The following is a 17,793-nucleotide window of genomic DNA, read 5'->3' as shown; positions in this document are numbered from 1 at the left end:
GCACTCTACGCACACCCGACGCCACCGTGATTGGGCAATCCCCTAAAGCGCGCGCGGTTGAGTCTTTCCCCATCAACAAGGACGAGCGACGCCTTTAGGATGCGAACTCCCCTGCGCGCTGAAGCGCTGCGAACCGTCTATCAACCAAATGAACACTATGCACGCGCCTACGCCGCCCGGCGCGATCCGGGCACTCGATCCGTGCCGGCTCGGACAGCCGACGCAGCTCCTCGATCCTCTGACCGAGCGGCTGCGCTCACGCCTCGATGTTCAATTACCGCAGCACGTCCGTCATCGCCATGCTATGGCGTGGCGCGTCGCCGCCATGTCGGTGAGTGCCAGCGCCCCGGCTACCGCCGACGTCATCGTGCAACGCTTTCGCGTCGACGGGCATTGTATCGACGTGACGCTCGACGCCGGCCTGTTGCGCGACGCGTTCCGGTTGCGCTACGACGCGGATGAATTCGTCGGCCCGCCAGCCTTGCATGCCACGCTGCCGGCGGCAACGTACGAGCGCTTTGTCACACGCTTTGCGAGGCAAATGCTCGATGCGCTGCGCCAGGCGGTCTCCTCCGAGATGGCACAGGTGCCGTCGGATGTCGAGACGATGGACCTCGATCCCCGATCGACGCCCCCGTCCCTATGGATCGGTGCGCGCATTGCGGATCGCGCCGGCGACACGCCACTGGGCACCGTCACATTCCGGCTCGCGGCCGAAGACGCCCGCCGGTGGCTCACGATGCTGGGCCCCGATGCAAGCGAACGCGCAGCACAACACACCCGGCCGGCATGCGACATCGCCACGATTCCGGTGCGTCTGAGCGCACATTGGCTTGACATCGACCTGTCGCTCGGCGCGTTGCTCGACGCACAGCCGGGCGACGTGTTGCCCGTGCGCTTCGTGCAGCGCGCCCTCGTTTGCGTGGACAACGACCCGCTGATGAGCGCCGACATCATCGAGCGCGATGCGCATCTGTGTCTCACGCACTTCCAAACTCTTGAGTAAGGTTCCCATGTCTACCCAATTCCCTCACGATCCCTCCGGTCTGGTCTCCGGCGCCGCCGATGCGAGCGACCTACGCCCGGACGCGCACATCGACGATCTGCCTTCCCTGGACGATCTCTCTCAAGACCTTTCGGGCGACTGGCTCGGCGACGCAGGTGCGCCATCAACGTCGACGCCGCCCCTGTCGCAAGCCGGCAGTCCGGCACAGGTGCCGCTCGCCATGCGCGAGACACTGCGCCGCGTGCCTGTGAAACTCACACTTGAGGTCGGGGCGACCCGCCTCACGCTGGGTGAGCTGGCGGCCCTGCGCGCCGACGACGTCCTGAGCCTTGATCGCGCAGCGGGTGCGCCGCTTGCGGTGCTGGTCAATGGCGTACCGGTAGGACTCGCGGAAGTCGTCGCCTCGGGCGCGCAGTACGGGCTGAAGATCCTCACGCTCGACGCAATCGAGCTGGACCGGCTAGCCCGATGAACGCCGCCCTACAGGTCGTGCGTCAGCGGGTGCTGCGCCCGCTCAGGGCGCGCGGCTTCCCGCTGGGCGCCTCGGAGACCTTCATTCTCGCGATTCTGGCGATCGGGTTCGCCCTGTTCGCCACCGGTGCCCGCGCCGATGAGACGGGCGACCTGATGCGCCTGCGCTCGCAGGGCGGCACCACCGACTTCACCGTCAAGACGCAGTTGCTCATTCTCATGACGCTGCTGGGCCTGCTGCCCATGATGCTGATGGTGATGACCACGTTCGTGCGTTTCGCCATCATTCTTGCGCTGCTGCGTCAGGCGCTGGGGCTTCAGCAGGGGCTCCCCGCGCGCGTGCTGACCGGCATGGCGCTACTGCTCAGCCTGCTTGTCATGCGCCCGGTCGGCGAGGCAATCTGGACTCAAGCCGTGGTGCCTTACGACGAAAACCGGATCACGCTGACCGAAGCGATCCGTGCCGGCGAGGCACCGCTCTCGCGCTTCATGCTCGCGCAAACCCGTCAGTCGTCGCTCGACCTGATGGCCCGCCTGACCGGTGAGACTGACATTGCCGAGCCGCAGGCCCACAGCTTTCTGGTCAAGGCGTCGGCCTTCCTGTTAAGCGAACTCAAAACAGCGTTTCAAGTCGGCGCCATGCTCTTCGTGCCGTTTCTCGTCATCGATCTGGTGGTGGCCTCGGTGCTCATGGCAATGGGCATGATGATGCTCTCGCCGCTGGTCGTCTCCCTGCCGCTCAAGCTCTTGCTGTTCGTGCTCATCGACGGCTGGACGCTCACCGTCAGCACGCTCGTCACCAGCGTGCAGGCAGTTTGAGGAGAACGTCATGCTCACCAGCGATATTGCCATCGACATCGGACTCGACGCCCTGCGGCTCGTGATCGTCATCGTGCTCGTGTTGATCGTCCCGAGCCTCGTCATGGGACTGGTGGTGGCGTTATTTCAGGCGGCCACGCAGATCAACGAACAGACACTGTCGTTCCTGCCTCGCCTGATCGTCACGCTGCTCACGCTCGGGTTTGCCGCGCCGTGGCTCGCCGGCACGCTCACCGATTTCGCCGCCGAAACCTTCGCCCGCGCGGCTTCACTGGCCGGTTAGCGCTGCGCGCCCCGACGCCCGCAGCCGGACGAACGATCATGCCGTTTCCCCTGCCCTTTACCGCGTTCCCCGGCCTCGAAGGCTGGCTCGCCCAGTGGCCCGCACAGCTCGTGATGCTGTGGTGGCCGTTCTGCCGCTTCGTTGCGGCACTGAGCATGCTGCCGCTCGTTGGCGAAGGCGTGGTGCCGATGCGCTGGCGTGTGCTCATGTCGCTGGTGCTCAGCCTGGCGCTGTGGCCGGTGTTCGCCCAGACCGGTGTGCCGCCGACCGATCCGTTCTCGCTCGCGGGCATTGCGCTCGCCGCCGAACAAGCGATCATCGGCGCGTGCCTCGGTCTGGCGTTCTTCATCGTGCGCAGTCTGCTCACGCTCGTGGGGTATCTCTGCGCGTCGCAGATGGGATTAGCCATGGCGGCCATGAACGATCCGATGAACGGCGAGGCCAGCGAACCGGTGTCGCTGCTGATGGTCTGCCTCGGCACGTTGCTCTTCTTCATCGCCGATGCCCACCTGATCGCGGTATCCGTCGTCGCTCGCAGCTTCGAGGTGTGGCCCATCGGCGCCGGCCTGCCGCTCGCCGATCTGAGCGGACTGTTGCGCGCCCTCGGCTGGACGCTGGCTGCTGCGATGACGCTGGCGTTGCCCGTCGTGCTGACGACCTTCATCGTGCAATTCGGTCTCGGGTTGCTCAATCGCGCCGCGCCGGCCCTGAATCTGTTTTCGCTGGGCTTCGCCGTCACGACGCTCGTCGGGCTGGTCGTGCTCTCTGCGATCGTGCCGGCCCTGCCCGCCCATTACCTGACGTTGACCGAGCGCGTACTCGACTCGCTCGGCCCCGTCGCACGACCGGGGTGAGCGCATGACGACCCAAGACACCGGCGACAAGTCCGAAGCCGCCTCCTTCCAGAAGCTGCGCCGCGCGCGTGAGCAAGGGCAGGTAGCGCGCTCGCGCGATACCGCCACTGCGGTGGGCATCATGGCCAGTGTGGCCGTGCTCGCGGTCGCCGCACCTGCGCAGCTCGACGATTTCCACTCGCTCTACGCGGAGGCGTTCGCCGACCTCGCGGGCATCGGCTTCGACGACGCCTGGACGGCCCTGCTGCCCGCCGCGATGTGGCTGCTCGTCAAACTCGTCGCGCCGCTGGCCGCCATTCCGCTATGCATCAGCGTGGCCGCCATGCTGCCCGGCGGCTACGTCTTCAGCACCACGCTGCTCAAACCAAAATGGCAGCGTCTCTCGCCCAAGGCGAACCTCGGCCGGTTGGTCTCGATGAAACACTACGCGCAGGTCGGCGCCGCCGTCTTCAAGGTCGCATTGGTCGTGACGGTGCTGGTCCTTGTCGTAAGCGCACGCTGGAACGACTTGCTTGTGTTGCAGGCGAGCGCACCGGGTGAGGCGATCACCGTGGGCTTATGGCTGTTGCGCGATGCCGTGCTCGTGCTGGGCGGCGCCTTCGTCGCCTTCGCGCTGCTCGATCTGCCCTTGCAGCGTTTCCTGTTCATGCGCGATCAACGCATGACCAAGCAGGAAGTGAAGAACGAGCACAAGCAGACCGAGGGACGCCCCGAAGTGAAGCAGCGCATTCGCCAGATCCAGCGCCGCATGGCCGAGCGCAGCTTGCGGCGCACGGTGCCCACTGCCGATGTGGTGATCGTGAACCCGACGCACTACGCCATTGCTCTGAAGTACGACACCGGCCGGGCACAAGCGCCCTATGTGGTGGCGCGCGGCCTCGACGAAATGGCCGCCGTACTGCGACAGATCGCCCGCGAACACAAGATCGACGTCGTGAGCGCCCCGCCGCTCGCGCGAGCGCTGTACCACACCAGTCAGGTCAACCAGCAGATTCCGGTCGCCCTTTACGACGCGGTCGCCGTGATTCTGGCCTACGTCCTGCAATTGCGCGCCTGGCGTACAGGCGAGCGCACTACCCAACCCGACCGTCCGGACACGCCCGCCGTGCCCGCGACGCTCTCCGATCCACCCGTCACGCGACCGAATCCCTGAACTTATGAGCCGACTACTGACCGACCTTCGGCGTCACAAATTTCTGACGCCGCTTATCGTCTTCGCCATCCTCGCGATGGTGATCCTGCCGTTGCCGCCGCTGCTGCTCGACACGCTTTTCACGTTCAACATCGTGCTCTCGATGGTTGTGATTCTCGTGAGTCTGTCGGTGCGGCGTCCGCTCGATTTCTCCGTCTTCCCGACGGTCATTCTCGCCACGACGCTCATGCGTCTGACGCTGAACGTGGCCTCTACGCGCGTGGTGCTGCTCAAGGGCAACGAAGGCACGCACGCGGCGGGTAGCGTCATCGAATCGTTCGGCAATGTGGTCATCGGCGGTAACTTCGTCGTGGGTCTCGTGGTGTTCGTGATCCTGATGATCATCAACTTCGTGGTGGTCACCAAGGGGGCGGAGCGCATCTCGGAAGTCTCGGCGCGCTTCACGCTCGACGCACTGCCCGGCAAGCAGATGGCCATCGATGCCGACCTGAACGCGGGTCTCATCAATCAGGAAGCCGCGCAGACGCGCCGCCGCGAGGTGGGCTCGGAAGCCGACTTCTATGGCGCGATGGATGGCGCATCGAAGTTCGTTCGCGGCGATGCCATTGCCAGCATCCTGATCCTGCTCATCAACCTGATCGGCGGTGCTGCCATCGGCGTGACGATGCACGACATGAGCGCCGGCGACGCCTTCCGTCAGTATTCCCTGCTGACCATCGGCGACGGGCTGGTCGCACAGATTCCGGCGCTGCTGCTGTCGTCGGCTGCGGCCATCATCGTGACCCGCGTGTCCGACGCGGGCGACTTCGAGAAGCAGGTGGGCAACCAGTTGCTCGCGTCGCCCTCGGTGCTCGCGAGCGTGGCGGTGTTGATGTTCATCCTCGCGGTGATCCCGGGTATGCCAACGGTGCCGTTTCTGGCTTTTGCCGGCGTCATGGGGTTCGTGGCATGGCGCGTGAGCCAGCGGCGTGCGCCCGACGCCGCCGACGACACCGAAGCTCTGGAAGCCGCACTGACGGCGCATGAACCTCCGGCGCTCACCTGGCAGCAACTGCCGTTCGTCTCACCGGTAACGGTCAGCCTCGGCTACCAGATCGTGGGGCTTGTGGACAAACGCGAAGGCGCCCCGCTCGTGCAACGGCTCTATGGCATGCGGCAAACGCTTTCGCAGGCGATGGGCTTCGTGGTGCCTGCGGTCAGGCTCGACACCGGCCTCGGACTCGGCGCCAGCGAATATGCCATCGACGTTGGCGGCGTACGCGTTGCAAGCGCGTCGGTACCGCACGATCGTCTCATGGCGATTGCCGCGCCCGATTGCTACGGCGAACTCGACGGCATGCCGGCCATCGATCCGTCATTCGGCATGCCCGTGGTGTGGATCGAGCCCGAGCAACGCGCGCATGCGCTAGGGCTGGGCTACCAGATCGTCGATCCTGCGGGGGTGATCGCCACGCACGTTCAGGAGGCGATGAAGGCGCATCTGGCCGATTTGTTCACCTATCAGGATGTGACGTCGCTCGGCGAACGGCTGCAGGAACTGTCGCCATCGCTGGCCGATGCGCTGGACAAGGCGCTGACGCATCAGCAGCAGTTGGCGGTTATCCGTCTGCTGCTCGCGGAGGCCGTGTCGTTGCAGGATATCGACGTGTTGGCGACGGCGCTGGTCAACGCCTCCGCGGTGAGCAAGGAGCCGCTGGTGCTGGCTGCCGAGGCGCGCAGCGCGCTCAAGCGGCGGCTGGTGCACGGGCTGATCGGCGACGAGCCGACGCTTCACGTCTACCAGCTCACGACGGATCTGGAGAACTTGCTGCTGGGCGCCTATACGGCCGCGCAGCAAGCGGGCAAGTCAACCGCCGATGCCTTCCCGCTCGACCCGCAATTGCTTGAGCAATTGCAGTCGCACATGCCGCAGGCCCGCGAGAACATGACGCAAACAGGCCGCGCGCCGGTGCTGCTTGTCATGCCGCAACTGCGTCCATTGCTCTCGCGTTATGCACGGATGTTCGCGAGCGGCCTGCATGTGCTCTCGTATAACGAAGTGCCGCAGACCAAAGAGATCGAAGTGGCGGGAACGTTGGGGTAAGGAAAGGGTTTATCAACGCGCAGGTGGGTTCGCAGTGACAAAGCGCCAACGGCATGAGGTCGTTGGCGTTTTTTCCATGCTGCATAAGAAAAAAGAGCCAATGGCACGAAGCCGTTAGCTCTTTTGTCAGACTTGCCGGCCGGAAGACATCACCCGGCCGGTGCGGCGCAATTAACGCAGCAGCATCTGGATCATGCCCGGCATTTCGCCGGCCTTTTGCAGCATTTGCAGATTCACGTTCATCTGCGTTTGCAGCTTGGTCAGTTCCGACACCGATTCCGCGAAATCCACTTCGTTCAGACGCGAGTTCGCTTCACGCGTATTTTGCAGCAGCGTCGATTGGACTTCTTCACGACCGTCCAGATCCATCATGGCAGCGCCGATGCTGGCTTGCACGGTGGCGAGTTGACCGATGGCCGCTTCGAGGTTGGTCAAAACGCTGCCTGCGCTCGCAGAATCAGCGAGTTGATCCTGCGCCGTCAGCTTCGATTGGAACAGCTTATCGATTTCCGCGACGAGCTGGGCCTTTTCACTCACGCTAGCCGAACCGGGACCAGACGCATTCAGTGCTGTTTGCAGGCTACCCAGGGCAGTGTTCAGAAGCGCGTTGAAATCCGTAGCATTAGTGGCAGAATCAAGTGCCAACAATGTTGTCAGCGACGCCTCCACAGTGGCATCCACAGTGGCAGGCGCTGTTGTGCCCGTCTTGGCCAGAATTTGGGCCATCGCAGGATTCGATTTGAGTTCCGAAAGCAGCGAGACAGCGCCGTCGGCCGCGGAGGTGTAGCCGAGCACTGTGGCCGCGGCGGTACCGTTGGAGAATTGGGCCGTTGCTACGGTCCCGAAATTTCCGGTCGCACTGCCAATGCTGTTGAAAAGCGTCCCGAGGTCCGCGCTGAGGTTCAGCGTCTTCGTTTCGGCGGCGCCAGCGCCGACTTGCAGATCGATCGCGCCCGCTGCCAGAATACCCGTTGCCTGCTGACCAAACTCCATCTTCAACAGGTTCTTACCGGCGAACGTGGTGTTCTCGAAGATGGCTTGCAGCGCTTGTGCATTGTTCGTGTATTGCTGTTGCAGCGCGGCCTTTTCAGCGTCGCCCTTCAGGCCGTCTTTCGCTTGCGTGGCCAGATCCTTCATGGTCACGAGCAGTTCGTTGGCCTTGTCCAGCGCGCCTTGCGCAACGCGGGTGCTCGACTGAGCGTACTTCATGTTGCTGATCGCCGACTTCGTGCCGCTGGCGTGCATGTTCAGCATGGCGGAGATACGAGCGGCGGCCGGATCGTTCTTGTACAGGTCGTTCTTCTTGCCGGTCGAGAGATCGCGCATGATGGCGTTCAGCTTGCCGCCGGTGCTGCGTTGCGAGTTCAGCGACGACATTTGCGCCACGTTGGTATGCAGAGTCAACATTGCTAGGGCTCCTTGTTCTGGTGAGCTATTCGGCAGACCGGATTGCCTGCCTCACCGTGTTAAGGCGTCCCTCCGCGAATTTTGTTAACCCTTTCCCCCGGAGATTTTTCCCATCTGCACCCGCCACTCGACAGGGCGTTGGCCAAATCCGCGACGCTTACCTAGATCGCGCCAAGCAACGCCCGCACGTTTGCACGCGTCACGGGGATACCCTTCGGCATCGCGAGCATCAGCGCAACGAACGGCGGCTGTTTGCCCAGTCGTGACGTCCATGCCTTTGCCGATGCCAATGCAATGTCAAATGCTTCGTCGTCGATAGCGGCGCGGTCATTCACCAACGCCGCACTGCCGACAGCCTGCGTCGAAGCTCGCGCCGTGTTCTGCGCCAACACATGAGATGCCCGAATGGCCCGCACCATCGATGCGAGTGCGCGGCGCGTCTGTGCAACGGCATCCGCGCCATCGAGACGCCATGTCTGCGGCGCGATGGCATCAGGTGCCTCCCGAAGCGTTGCACGTTGCGCATGGCCGCTAGCGCCCTTGCTCGTTTGCGCAATGGCCATGCGCGACACCAGCGACGGCCACGCCGTACCCGGCGTGCTCATCACCCATCCGCGCTCGGGCGGGGGCGGTTCCAGTGTGATGCCGTAGGCCGCCAATGCTCGCGTCGCGCGGCGACGCAACCCGGCTTGCGACACCGCGTTCGCCACGTCGATCTCGACACCCGCTTTGTGGGGGCCGGCGGGGAAGAGCGTAATCTGCTCGGCCTTCGACGCGCGCCACTGCGCGGGGGCGACACCATCGACCGTGAACCGTCTCGGCGCGTTTCCCCGTTCGTCGAAATGCAAGCGGTCATCGACCGTGCCCAGGCTACCGCGCTCGCGGTTCTGCCAATGCGCGCCGAGGGCGTCGAGCGCCCGGCGGGCCTGTGCCTGCGATACGGGGTCGCCGTCTTGCCAGCGCGAAAGCGACGTCATTGCCACACTCGCCGAGGCATGAAGCGTCGACAACCATTGCGCACCGGCACTCGCACGGCTGGCCGTCGCATGCCGAGCAATCAGTTCGGTCACTTGCGCGACGCGCTGCTTGTCGAACCACTCAGCGCCTCGCGACGCGGGCCATGCCAGCGCGCCAACGCGCGCGCCCCCGGTTACGCCCGGCACGGCATTCGTCGAACCGACGCCGGCGGGCGCACGGGCCGAAGCGCCGGCTTCCTGAGCGTCGCCCCTGCGGGGATTCAGACGCGACGGCATCAGTGCGTCGTCGAGCGCGGCACTCCCGGGAATCTCACGGACGATGTCAACCATGGACAAAATCCTCTTGGGTCAGACGGTGCAAGTCCACGACGAGCCTCTTAGATCGCATCGAAGAACGACAACTTACCCACTTCAGCGTGCGCGGTGCGCGCGGCCGAAATGGCACGGTACATGGCCAACAACGCCGGCAACGCCTCGTTGGCACTCTTGCCCTCGATGGCGACACGGGCCTTCACCAACACCTCGCCCTGCAACACATGATCCTTGCGCACGGCTTCAAGACGCTTCACGCTGTGGTCATTCACAAACTCGGCGGCCGAGACCTGGCTGGCCTGATTGCCAACCGGCTCGGCGAGACCGCGCAGCACAGCACTCGACACGGTGCCCTGACCCGCGTTACCCGCATTCGTCAACGACGCGGCTGCCGCCCCGAGACGATTGAGCAGATCCGGCATTCCTTGCCACACCTGCGACGCGTGGGTATGGTGCAACCCGTCGCCGATTTCGACGGCCGCCGGGGCTTGCGCGGCTGCGCTCAGCGCAAAGTTCACTGCCGCAGCGCCCGGCCCGGCAGTGTCGCTGATGGGTGCACCGCTGCTGGCAAAAAGATAGCTGCCGTCCGCACGGCGGGTGTTGATCGCGCCAACCAGTCCGCTCATCAGTTCTCGAATCTTGTCTGCGGACGCCTGCGCCTCGCCGGCCTGCAACGCATCGGCCTTCAGCGACACTTCGTTCCTGAAGGCGCTGAGCCGGTCGCGAGCATTCTTCAGGCTCACGCTCGCTTGCTTGAGATCGGCCTCAAGGCTGGCAATAACCTTCGTGCGATGCGCGATGGTCTGCTGTTGACGGTCGATGCGGGCGATACGCTCGAAATCGACGGGGTCGTCCGACGCCCGCAGTACGCGCTTTTCTTCGCGGGCATGGTCGGTCATGCGCGCCAGCCGTTCTTTCATGTCGCGCAGCACGTGCTCGCGCTCGAAACGGCTGAAGTGGTGATTGATCTGCATTGTGTTTTCCTTTCCCGAGCGTTACCCGGATCAGCGCACCATCGCCAGCGTGGCGTCGAACAGTTCGTTGGCAACCGAGGCCACCCGGGCGTTCGCGCGGTAGAGCTTCATGTAGGACATGAGTGCGCCGCCCGACTCGGTCTCGTCGACACCCGCCTGCTTTTGAAACTGGGTTCGCGCAGACACCAGCACCGCACCGGCAGACGTTCCGCTGGCTTCGATTTCGCTGGCCCGGCGGCCGGTGTCGGCGGCCAGCGCACTCATGGCTTCGACGAGCGTCCCGCTCACACGGCCCGGGAGCGATACCGGCGCGTTGATCGCACCTCTCAGGCGCTGCAACGTCTTGCCGTTGCCGTGGAGGCTATCGGCGTTGAGGTCGAGACCTTGCGCCGTCGCGAGCGTGCGTTCCAGTCGCGGCGCGCCATTCGGGCTCGTCGTCATCGACAGTAGCGGTGTACCGCTGAAGGATGAGGACTGGTCGTCGGCATGCGCCCGATTCAGTTGCTCGACGAGCGTGCGCGCAACTTCCGTCACGTCGGCGATGCGTTGATCCAGCTCGCGTGCGAGAAACCTGTCGTGCCCGCCCAAGCGGCCACCCAGCCCTTCGGCCGGCACATTCACCCGCGACGCGCCGGCCACAGGCGTGTACCCGCCAGCCGGCAGGGCTTCGAGTTGCGCCGCGCGATTGCCCAGCACGAGCGGATGTCCGCTGCGCGTGAGCACGTGGTACACCCCACTGCCGTCCTCGCGCACATCCACGTCGATAAACGTCGCCAGTTCGCTCAGTGCCTGATCGCGTTGATCCTCAATGGCGAGACGGCCAGCCTCGTCCGGCGCCAGCCGATGCAGACGGTTCAGGTCGGCAAGCGTGGCCGTCAGCCGATTCACCTTTTCCGCATCCCCGGTGCGCACCATGTTGACGTTCTCGCGCATGCGTTCCAACGCAGAGAACATCAGGTTCGTGCGTTCGGCAACACGCCCCAACGCCGCGAAGACTTCATCCGCATGAACGTCGCCGCCGACCGTCTGCGCCTCGTGGTCGAGCGCCTTGACGAAGTCACGCAGACCCAGCGGGTCGCTCGCCACGTCGGTCCCGCCCAGTTGCGTGAGCAACGCGTCGGCATGCGGCTTTTGTACCTCCAGCTCGCTGGCGCCAGCCACGGCGCGCCACAACTGACGCCGCTGCTCCAGCCCGGCCACACGCACGACTTCCTGCGCCTGCACCGTGCCATCGGCACGCGACGTCACGCGCACATTACGGCGCGTGTACGCCGAATTTCCCATCTGCGAAATGTTCAGCGACTCGTTATCGAGCAGCAACTGCGCAGTTTTCACGCCTTGCGTGGCAATGTTCAGCATGTTCATGGTTAAGTGCCTGTCGTGTCGGTGTTAGCGCGGCGTGGGGTCGGGTGCGGCGCGCGCTCAGCGGCGCGTCATGTCATTTGCCGCACGATCGTGTCGGCAATGCCGAAGGCGCGACGCGATGCCAGCGCCTGCGCGACCTGCGTGTCGGCCCAGTCATGCAGGCCGTCGGTCGAACGGTCGCGCTTGCCCAGCCCGCCGGCGTCGTCGCGATCGTCGCGCAACGCCTGAGTGGCCCGTCGCATTTCGCCAAGCAGCCGCGCGATGAAGATCGCCTCGAACTGTTCGGCGGCCGCCTCGAGATTCGCGCTCGGCGCAGCCGATGCCGCGCCCGCATTCTGCATAGGCGACCCGGCGGCGGAATTTATCAAATGGTTGTGCGTTATCGGCGTCATCAGATCTCTCAAATCACATGCAGCTCGCCGTTAAGCGCGCCAGCTTCGTCCAAAGCTTGCAGGATCGCAATCACGTCGTCGGGGGTCGCCCCCGAGCGGCGCAGACTGTCGACGATGGTTTGCAGATCGACGCCATCCGGCCAGACCTGAATGTCCATGCCGTCTTCCTGCACGTCGATGCGCGAGCGTTGCGCCTCGGCCGTACGGCCACGCGAGAACGGTGCGGGTTGGGAAATGATGGGCGACTCGGTCACCGTCACGCGCAACGCGCCGTGCGACACGGCCACCGGACGCACGGTCACTCCTTGCGAGATCACCACCGTACCCGAACGGGCATTGATGACCGCACGCGGCACCCGGCTCACCCCCGGCACGGGCAGCGAGTGAACCTCCGCCAGAAAACGCACGCGCGCATCGGCATCTTCGGGCGCGCTCACCTCAACCGTGCTGCCGTTCACGGCCTGCGCCACGCGCTCGCCAAAGCGGTTGCTGATGGCGTCGGCGATGTTGGCCGCCAACTGAAAGTCGGGCCGCTTCAGGCTCAGACGCATGGCGCCGCCCTCGCCCACCGGCACGGGAATCTCTTGCTCGATCGTCGCCCCATTGGGCACGCGTCCGGCGGTGGGGGTGTTTTTCTGAACGCGAGACCCGCTGCGCCCCTCGGCCTGCATGGCGCTCACGACGAGATTGCCTTGTGCGAGCGCATAGGTCTGTCCGTCGACCGCGCGAAGCTGGGTCAGCAGCAGCGTGCCGCCACGCAGGCTGCGCGCGTCGCCCATCGACGACACGGTCACGTCGATGGTCTGTCCGCGCAGGAAGCCGGACGGATACGTTGCGCTCACCATAACCGCGGCAACGTTGCGCGAGCGCAGTCGCACGTTATCGGGCATGCTCACGCCAAATTGCTTGAGCAGGTTGGCGAGCGACTGACTGGAGTGGCGCGAGCGCGGACCGTCGCCGCTCCCTGGGAGCCCCACGACCAGACCGTAGCCGACAAGCTGGTTGTCGCGCACGCCTTCCACGTTCACGTAGTTGCGCACGGTTTGTGCATGACCTGCCGGTGCCGCGACCAACGCCGCGATCACAGCGATAGCGGCGATCGTCGTCGACAACGGCAATGCGTTGAGCCAGCGGGGCACACGCGAAAGCGCGCCAGATATTCCGAACATACGAATCTCCCCCTCAGAGCGGCGCGAACTGGCTGTTGAAGAAGCGCGTGAGCCAGCCGGGATTGTTGCTGTCGGCAAGCGCGCCCGTACCGAAATACTGAATGCGGGCATTCGCCACACGCAGCGACGACACACGGTTGGTCGTATCGATATCGCCCGCACGTACGTACCCGGCGACGCGCACGGTTTCTTCGCCCTGATTCAGGAACAGGCGCTTCTCACCGCGCACGTGCAACAGCCCGCTGGGCAATACGCGATGTACAACGACCGTGATCGCGCCACGCAACGTGTTCTGCGCCGTGCTCGAGCTATCGCCGCGAAAGCCGCGTCGCGCGCCGAGCGCAGAGTCGCCTAACGTCGACTTGCCCATCAACGTGATCTCGTCGATCGACATGTCGCTGCGCTTGTCCAGCCGCGTGCCTGCACGCTTGCTCGCCTGTGTCTGCTCCTGCAGCACGATGGTCAGCACATCGCCCGAGCGAAACGCGCGCTGGTCCGATGTCAGCGACAGCGCGTTCCCGGTGGAAAAGAGGCCGCCCGCCTGCCCCTGCGACGACATCTCGGCCACGCTGGGCAGGTCGTCGCTCTCTTCGAGTTGCGGTGGCAGATAGCCCGCGCAGCCCGTGAGCACGGCGGCAAGCGCTACCACGACCACCGCGCGCACGCCGCGATAAGCCATCCGGGCATCGCGCGGCAGGTGGCGGGTCGTGTCCGTCATCATCGTCCCCGTCCGTTACCGCGCGACCTGCGCGAGGCTCTGCATCATGTTGTCGGCCGCCGACAGCACCTTGGTGCTCATTTCGTATGCGCGCTGGGCCTGAATCATGTTCACCATTTCCTCGACGGCAACCACGTTCGAGCCTTCGAGCGCCTTCTGCCGCAGCAGCCCCAGGTTCTCTTCACCCGGGTTGCCTTCGATGGCCGGGCCGCTGGCGGCCGTCTCTGCGAACAGGTTGCTGCCCATCGGGCGCAGGCCCGACGGGTTCACGAAACCGGCCAATTGCAGGCGGCCGAGCGAGGTCGGCTCGGTGTCGCCGGTTTCGAGGGCGCTGATATCGCCGTCAGCACTGATCGTCAGATCGCGCGCACCGGGCGGCACGACGATGTCGCCCACCAACGGGTGGCCTGCCTGCGTCACCAGACGTCCATCCACGTCCAGACGAAGATTGCCGGCGCGCGTGTAGGCGGTCTCGCCGTCGGGCATTTCAACTTGCAGGAAGCCGCGCCCGGTGATGGCGACATCCAGTTCGTTCTGGGTGTCCTGTTCGGTGCCGTTGACGAACTGCTTCTGCGTGCCGGCTAGCCGCACACCGGTACCGAAGTACATGCCGCCGGGCAGCGTGGCGTCGCCCTGCGTGCGTGCGCCCGCAGGACGCACGGCGCGATAGAACGTGTCTTCGAACGCGAGTCGGTCGCGCTTGAAGCCCGTGGTATTCACATTGGCCAGATTGTTGGCGATGGACTGCAACTGCGCGTCTTGCGCGCGAACCGCCGTGCGGGCGATGAGGAGTGCGGGATTCATGACATCTCGATGGGAATGGGGTGAATGGGCGCGGTTTATCCGCGCATGAGGCGATTGCCGCCTTCTGCCATGTCGTCGGCGATCTTGAGCACGCGCATCTGCATTTCGAAGTCGCGGCTCGCGTTCATGCTCTGCACCATCGCGCCCACGGCCGAGACGTTGCTCGCTTCGAGATGGGCGCCGCGCAACACGACGTCATCGCCGGGCAACGTGCCTGCATCGCTCACGAGCAGGCCGCCCCCGGTGCTGCGCATGTCGCCCGGCATGGCGAGCACACGTTGCAGCGTGCCTACCGGCACCAGTTCGGTCGATCCTTCGAGCAGCACGGCCACCGTGCCGTCTGCGCCGATATCGAGTGCTCGATGCGGCGGCACGACGATGGGACCGCCCTCGCCCATGACCGGGCGGCCATGCAACCGCAATGTGCCCTCGCCATCGAGCTTGAGCGAGCCCCCACGCGAGTAGACGGCATCCGCACCGTCTTCGGGACGCGCCGCGAGCACCAGATAGCCATCGCCATCGATGGCGACGTCGAGCGCGCGTCCGGTCGATTCGAGAACGCCGGGCGTGGTATCGAGACCGGCCGGCGCCTGCACCGCATAGTGGCGCGAAGCCAGGCCGGCGCCGGGCACGGCATTGGCCTGCGCCACGGCCAGTGACGCACGAAAGCCGGTGGTCGTGGTGTTGGCGAGATTGTGGGCCACCATATGCTGGGTATCCTGCGCACGCTGCGCGCCGGACATGGCGGTATAGATCAGGGCGTCCATCGCGTCAGATCGATTGCATCAGGTTGCGCATCATCTCGTTTTGCGTCGAGATGACTTTAGTGTTCGCCTGATAGTTGCGTTGTGCGGACATCAGGCTGACCAGTTCGTCCGTCACGTTGACGTTCGACCCTTCGAGCGAACCGCTGACGAGTACGCCCGTGGCGCCCTCGCCGGGCCGGCGCAGTTGGGCAACCCCCGAATCGCCGGTTTCGCGCCAGACGGTGCCGTCCACGGGCACCAGACCGCCCACGTTGGCGAATTCGCCGAGGGCGAGTTGATATTGCGTATTGCTCGTGCCGTTGCTGTACTCCGCGACGACCGAGCCATCCTTGTCGATGCGCGCGCGGACGAACTCGCCCGCTTCGCGGCCCCCGACTTCGGTTGCGGTCGCGGAAAACGCACCGCGCTGGGCGTTCATGCCGCTGAAATTCAGGTCAGGAAGCGTGCCGCTGCCCGGCGTCCGGGTCAATAGCATCGTTGTGGGATCCAGATCGCCCAAAGCAACGGCGTTCGGCCCGTCGACTTCGGAAACTCGCACCGTGTCCGGCGCGCCCGCCACCATTTCGAACCTCAGGTTTCTCACGGCAAGTTCGCCGCTGGCGTCACGGTACGTGACCGATATCTCTCCGACCTGACTGGGCGCCGTCGGCAAAGGGTCGGGCAAACGGCCGGAAACGTTGATTGCCGTGCTCGGCAATGCGCCAACGGGGCTTTTGTCGATCTTCACATCCGACACATTCGACTGGCCTTGGGCAAAGCCCTGTACGCTACGCCCGCTTCCGTCGACCAGCTTGCTGTCCTTGTCGATCTGGAAGTCGCCCACCCGCGAATAGACGCGCTGTCCGTTGGTCTCCTTGAGGATGAAGAAGCCGCCGCCCTGAATCGCCTGATGCAGGCGATCGCCGGAACTGCGCAAGCTGCCGTTGGCCTCGACCGAATACCGGGTACCGCTCACTTTGACACCCGCTGGCTGCGTCTCGGCCATCGCCGACGCGAAATGGGTCCGCCCCGACTTGTAACCGTTCGTCTCCGAATTGGAGATGTTCTGCGAAATCGTCTCAAGCGATTTGTTGATGGCGTTGATGCCCGACAGGGCGATATCGAAACTCATGCTGCACTCCCGTTATTGGCCGCACCCGAGGGCGTACCAGCCGACAATTCCTTGATGTTTGCCGCGTCGATGCGACGACCCACGCCCGACACGTCGATTTGTGCACCAGCACGGTCGAGATGCACGCGCTGGATACGCCCCGAGACGAAAACCGGCAGCTTGTTGGTGCCCGCCTGAACGTGGATACCGAGCTGGCCCGCACCCAGGTTGTTCGCGGCGAACCAGGTGTCATCGATACTGAATTCCGTTCGTCCCGTGGCGGCCGGCAACGGCTTGCGAAACGTCTTGCCATCGCGGCTCGTGAGCACGATCTCGGCAGCTTCGCTGCCCGCCGGCAGTTCAACGGTGCCGCGAACGCCTTGTCCGCTCACGCGCGCTATGCTCGACGTCTGCACGCTCACGTCCCGGCCGACATGGCTGCCCAACGCGTAGCCCTGCAAACCGGAAAGCATGTTGGTCTGCGCCAGCATGCGCTGGCCGACCTGTTGCATGGTTTCGGTCTGGCTGAGTTGCGTGAGTTGCGCGACAAACTGCGCCGGATCGGTCGGATTGAGCGGGTCCTGATTGCGGATCTGCGCGACCAGCAACTTCGTGAACATCATCCGGATGTCTTCACCCGAATCGCCCGTCTTGCCCGCATTGCCTGCGGGCGCCGGGGCGGCTGCGGTATTCGCCGGCGCGTTCAACGCGCCGGAGAGGTTCCCAATATGTGGCGTCATCCGCGTTCTCCGAGTCGTAACAATTCCTGCTGCGCCGTGCGCACACGGGCCAGCACTTCCAGATTGGTCTGAAACGCGCGCGACGCATCGAGCATGTCCGTCATTTCCTCGATCGCATTCACGTTCGCGTAGAAGACGTTGCCATCGGCATCGGCGACCGGATTGCCAGGTTCGTAAGCAACACGCGGCAAATCCTCGCTCTCATAAATGTCGATGACTTGCACGTGCTGCGCGCCTTGCGCCTCACCCAGCACCGTGGCGAACACCGGTTTGCGCGCGCGATACGCCGTCTCGGCGTCGCCCGTCACGGCGTTGGCGTTCGCCAGATTGCTCGCCACCGTGTTCAGTCGAATCGTCTGCGCGGCCATCGCCGAGCCGGCGATTCCCGCAATTTCTCTGAAGCTCATCG

Annotated in this window: 19 protein-coding genes; 7 read left to right on the top strand and 12 right to left on the bottom strand. The window is 64.7% G+C overall.

Annotated elements, in window-relative coordinates; genetic code table 11:
- Nucleotides 1-148 precede the first annotated feature (148 nt).
- From PCO31110_RS24400 to PCO31110_RS24370, 7 genes are read left to right on the top strand one after another with little or no spacing between them, the layout of a single operon-like run.
- Nucleotides 149-1,006: a hypothetical protein gene (locus PCO31110_RS24400; RefSeq protein ID WP_150691655.1), complete on the top strand. Its 858-nt coding sequence runs from the start codon at nt 149-151 to the stop codon at nt 1,004-1,006.
- 7 nt (nt 1,007-1,013) lie between these two features.
- Nucleotides 1,014-1,478, top strand: a complete 465-nt coding sequence (locus tag PCO31110_RS24395; RefSeq protein WP_246189969.1) for a FliM/FliN family flagellar motor switch protein — start codon at nt 1,014-1,016, stop codon at nt 1,476-1,478.
- A gap of 29 nt (nt 1,479-1,507) precedes the next feature.
- A complete protein-coding gene (locus PCO31110_RS24390) occupies nt 1,508-2,296 on the top strand; it encodes a flagellar type III secretion system pore protein FliP (RefSeq protein WP_370855854.1) in 789 nt (262 codons plus the stop codon).
- Nucleotides 2,297-2,306: 10 nt separating this feature from the next.
- Nucleotides 2,307-2,579, top strand: a complete 273-nt coding sequence (locus tag PCO31110_RS24385) for a flagellar biosynthetic protein FliQ (protein ID WP_010804475.1) — start codon at nt 2,307-2,309, stop codon at nt 2,577-2,579.
- A 38-nt stretch (nt 2,580-2,617) separates the two neighbouring features.
- Nucleotides 2,618-3,433, top strand: a complete 816-nt coding sequence (locus PCO31110_RS24380; protein ID WP_010804476.1) for a flagellar biosynthetic protein FliR — start codon at nt 2,618-2,620, stop codon at nt 3,431-3,433.
- Nucleotides 3,434-3,437: 4 nt separating this feature from the next.
- Entirely contained in the window at nt 3,438-4,586 is a 1,149-nt protein-coding gene (gene flhB, locus PCO31110_RS24375; RefSeq protein WP_150691654.1) for a flagellar type III secretion system protein FlhB, read from the top strand.
- 4 nt (nt 4,587-4,590) lie between these two features.
- Nucleotides 4,591-6,669, top strand: a complete 2,079-nt coding sequence (locus PCO31110_RS24370) for a flagellar biosynthesis protein FlhA (RefSeq protein WP_150691653.1) — start codon at nt 4,591-4,593, stop codon at nt 6,667-6,669.
- A 171-nt stretch (nt 6,670-6,840) separates the two neighbouring features.
- Here the strand turns inward: PCO31110_RS24370 and PCO31110_RS24365 are convergent, their stop codons facing one another.
- The 12 genes from PCO31110_RS24365 to flgC form a co-directional block, all read right to left on the bottom strand.
- Nucleotides 6,841-8,076: a flagellin N-terminal helical domain-containing protein gene (locus PCO31110_RS24365; protein WP_010804479.1), complete on the bottom strand. Its 1,236-nt coding sequence runs from the start codon at nt 8,074-8,076 to the stop codon at nt 6,841-6,843.
- A 161-nt stretch (nt 8,077-8,237) separates the two neighbouring features.
- Complete coding sequence (locus PCO31110_RS24360) at nt 8,238-9,383, bottom strand: hypothetical protein (RefSeq protein WP_150691652.1); 1,146 nt, start codon at nt 9,381-9,383, stop codon at nt 8,238-8,240.
- A 47-nt stretch (nt 9,384-9,430) separates the two neighbouring features.
- Nucleotides 9,431-10,339 (bottom strand): flagellin family protein, encoded by a 909-nt coding sequence (locus tag PCO31110_RS24355; protein WP_010804481.1) that lies wholly within the window; start codon nt 10,337-10,339, stop codon nt 9,431-9,433.
- A 30-nt stretch (nt 10,340-10,369) separates the two neighbouring features.
- Nucleotides 10,370-11,704, bottom strand: a complete 1,335-nt coding sequence (locus PCO31110_RS24350; protein WP_150691651.1) for a FlgK family flagellar hook-associated protein — start codon at nt 11,702-11,704, stop codon at nt 10,370-10,372.
- A 68-nt stretch (nt 11,705-11,772) separates the two neighbouring features.
- Nucleotides 11,773-12,045: a rod-binding protein gene (locus PCO31110_RS24345; RefSeq protein ID WP_174979764.1), complete on the bottom strand. Its 273-nt coding sequence runs from the start codon at nt 12,043-12,045 to the stop codon at nt 11,773-11,775.
- A gap of 59 nt (nt 12,046-12,104) precedes the next feature.
- The gene (locus tag PCO31110_RS24340) at nt 12,105-13,265 is read right to left on the bottom strand and encodes a flagellar basal body P-ring protein FlgI (RefSeq protein ID WP_010804484.1); all 1,161 of its coding nucleotides are present in this window, start codon (nt 13,263-13,265) and stop codon (nt 12,105-12,107) included.
- 13 nt (nt 13,266-13,278) lie between these two features.
- Nucleotides 13,279-13,986 (bottom strand): flagellar basal body L-ring protein FlgH, encoded by a 708-nt coding sequence (flgH, locus tag PCO31110_RS24335; RefSeq protein WP_010804485.1) that lies wholly within the window; start codon nt 13,984-13,986, stop codon nt 13,279-13,281.
- Nucleotides 13,987-13,998: 12 nt separating this feature from the next.
- Nucleotides 13,999-14,787, bottom strand: a complete 789-nt coding sequence (gene flgG / locus PCO31110_RS24330) for a flagellar basal-body rod protein FlgG (RefSeq protein WP_010804486.1) — start codon at nt 14,785-14,787, stop codon at nt 13,999-14,001.
- 35 nt (nt 14,788-14,822) lie between these two features.
- Nucleotides 14,823-15,554 carry a flagellar basal body rod protein FlgF gene (locus tag PCO31110_RS24325; protein WP_010804487.1) on the bottom strand — a complete coding sequence of 244 codons (732 nt, stop codon included), beginning with the start codon at nt 15,552-15,554 and terminating at the stop codon, nt 14,823-14,825.
- Nucleotides 15,555-15,558: 4 nt separating this feature from the next.
- Nucleotides 15,559-16,665: a flagellar hook protein FlgE gene (locus PCO31110_RS24320; RefSeq protein WP_010804488.1), complete on the bottom strand. Its 1,107-nt coding sequence runs from the start codon at nt 16,663-16,665 to the stop codon at nt 15,559-15,561.
- Nucleotides 16,662-17,384, bottom strand: a complete 723-nt coding sequence (locus PCO31110_RS24315; protein ID WP_010804489.1) for a flagellar hook assembly protein FlgD — start codon at nt 17,382-17,384, stop codon at nt 16,662-16,664. Before PCO31110_RS24315 ends, PCO31110_RS24320 begins: the two co-directional genes overlap by 4 nt.
- Nucleotides 17,381-17,791, bottom strand: coding sequence for a flagellar basal body rod protein FlgC (gene flgC / locus PCO31110_RS24310; RefSeq protein ID WP_010804490.1), 411 nt, complete (start codon nt 17,789-17,791; stop codon nt 17,381-17,383). The genes PCO31110_RS24315 and flgC overlap by 4 nt, the downstream gene beginning before the upstream one ends.
- Between the last annotated feature and the right edge of the window lie 2 nt (nt 17,792-17,793).

This window comes from Pandoraea communis (genome assembly GCF_902459745.1).
Classification (GTDB): Bacteria; Pseudomonadota; Gammaproteobacteria; order Burkholderiales; family Burkholderiaceae; genus Pandoraea; species Pandoraea communis.
Note: the sequence above shows the minus strand (reverse complement) of the source record. Positions and strands in the feature narration are given on the sequence as shown.

Coding starts and splice junctions, on each gene's coding strand:
- PCO31110_RS24370 (WP_150691653.1), top strand. CDS start 4,591: ATGAGCCGACTACTGACCGACCTTCGGCGTCACAAATTTCTGACGCCG.
- flgG (WP_010804486.1), bottom strand. CDS start 14,787: ATGAATCCCGCACTCCTCATCGCCCGCACGGCGGTTCGCGCGCAAGAC.
- PCO31110_RS24365 (WP_010804479.1), bottom strand. CDS start 8,076: ATGTTGACTCTGCATACCAACGTGGCGCAAATGTCGTCGCTGAACTCG.
- flgC (WP_010804490.1), bottom strand. CDS start 17,791: ATGAGCTTCAGAGAAATTGCGGGAATCGCCGGCTCGGCGATGGCCGCG.
- PCO31110_RS24350 (WP_150691651.1), bottom strand. CDS start 11,704: ATGAACATGCTGAACATTGCCACGCAAGGCGTGAAAACTGCGCAGTTG.
- PCO31110_RS24380 (WP_010804476.1), top strand. CDS start 2,618: ATGCCGTTTCCCCTGCCCTTTACCGCGTTCCCCGGCCTCGAAGGCTGG.
- PCO31110_RS24320 (WP_010804488.1), bottom strand. CDS start 16,665: ATGAGTTTCGATATCGCCCTGTCGGGCATCAACGCCATCAACAAATCG.
- PCO31110_RS24340 (WP_010804484.1), bottom strand. CDS start 13,265: ATGTTCGGAATATCTGGCGCGCTTTCGCGTGTGCCCCGCTGGCTCAAC.
- flhB (WP_150691654.1), top strand. CDS start 3,438: ATGACGACCCAAGACACCGGCGACAAGTCCGAAGCCGCCTCCTTCCAG.
- PCO31110_RS24395 (WP_246189969.1), top strand. CDS start 1,014: ATGTCTACCCAATTCCCTCACGATCCCTCCGGTCTGGTCTCCGGCGCC.
- PCO31110_RS24360 (WP_150691652.1), bottom strand. CDS start 9,383: ATGGTTGACATCGTCCGTGAGATTCCCGGGAGTGCCGCGCTCGACGAC.
- flgH (WP_010804485.1), bottom strand. CDS start 13,986: ATGATGACGGACACGACCCGCCACCTGCCGCGCGATGCCCGGATGGCT.
- PCO31110_RS24400 (WP_150691655.1), top strand. CDS start 149: ATGAACACTATGCACGCGCCTACGCCGCCCGGCGCGATCCGGGCACTC.
- PCO31110_RS24345 (WP_174979764.1), bottom strand. CDS start 12,045: ATGCAGAATGCGGGCGCGGCATCGGCTGCGCCGAGCGCGAATCTCGAG.
- PCO31110_RS24385 (WP_010804475.1), top strand. CDS start 2,307: ATGCTCACCAGCGATATTGCCATCGACATCGGACTCGACGCCCTGCGG.
- PCO31110_RS24315 (WP_010804489.1), bottom strand. CDS start 17,384: ATGACGCCACATATTGGGAACCTCTCCGGCGCGTTGAACGCGCCGGCG.
- PCO31110_RS24325 (WP_010804487.1), bottom strand. CDS start 15,554: ATGGACGCCCTGATCTATACCGCCATGTCCGGCGCGCAGCGTGCGCAG.
- PCO31110_RS24355 (WP_010804481.1), bottom strand. CDS start 10,339: ATGCAGATCAATCACCACTTCAGCCGTTTCGAGCGCGAGCACGTGCTG.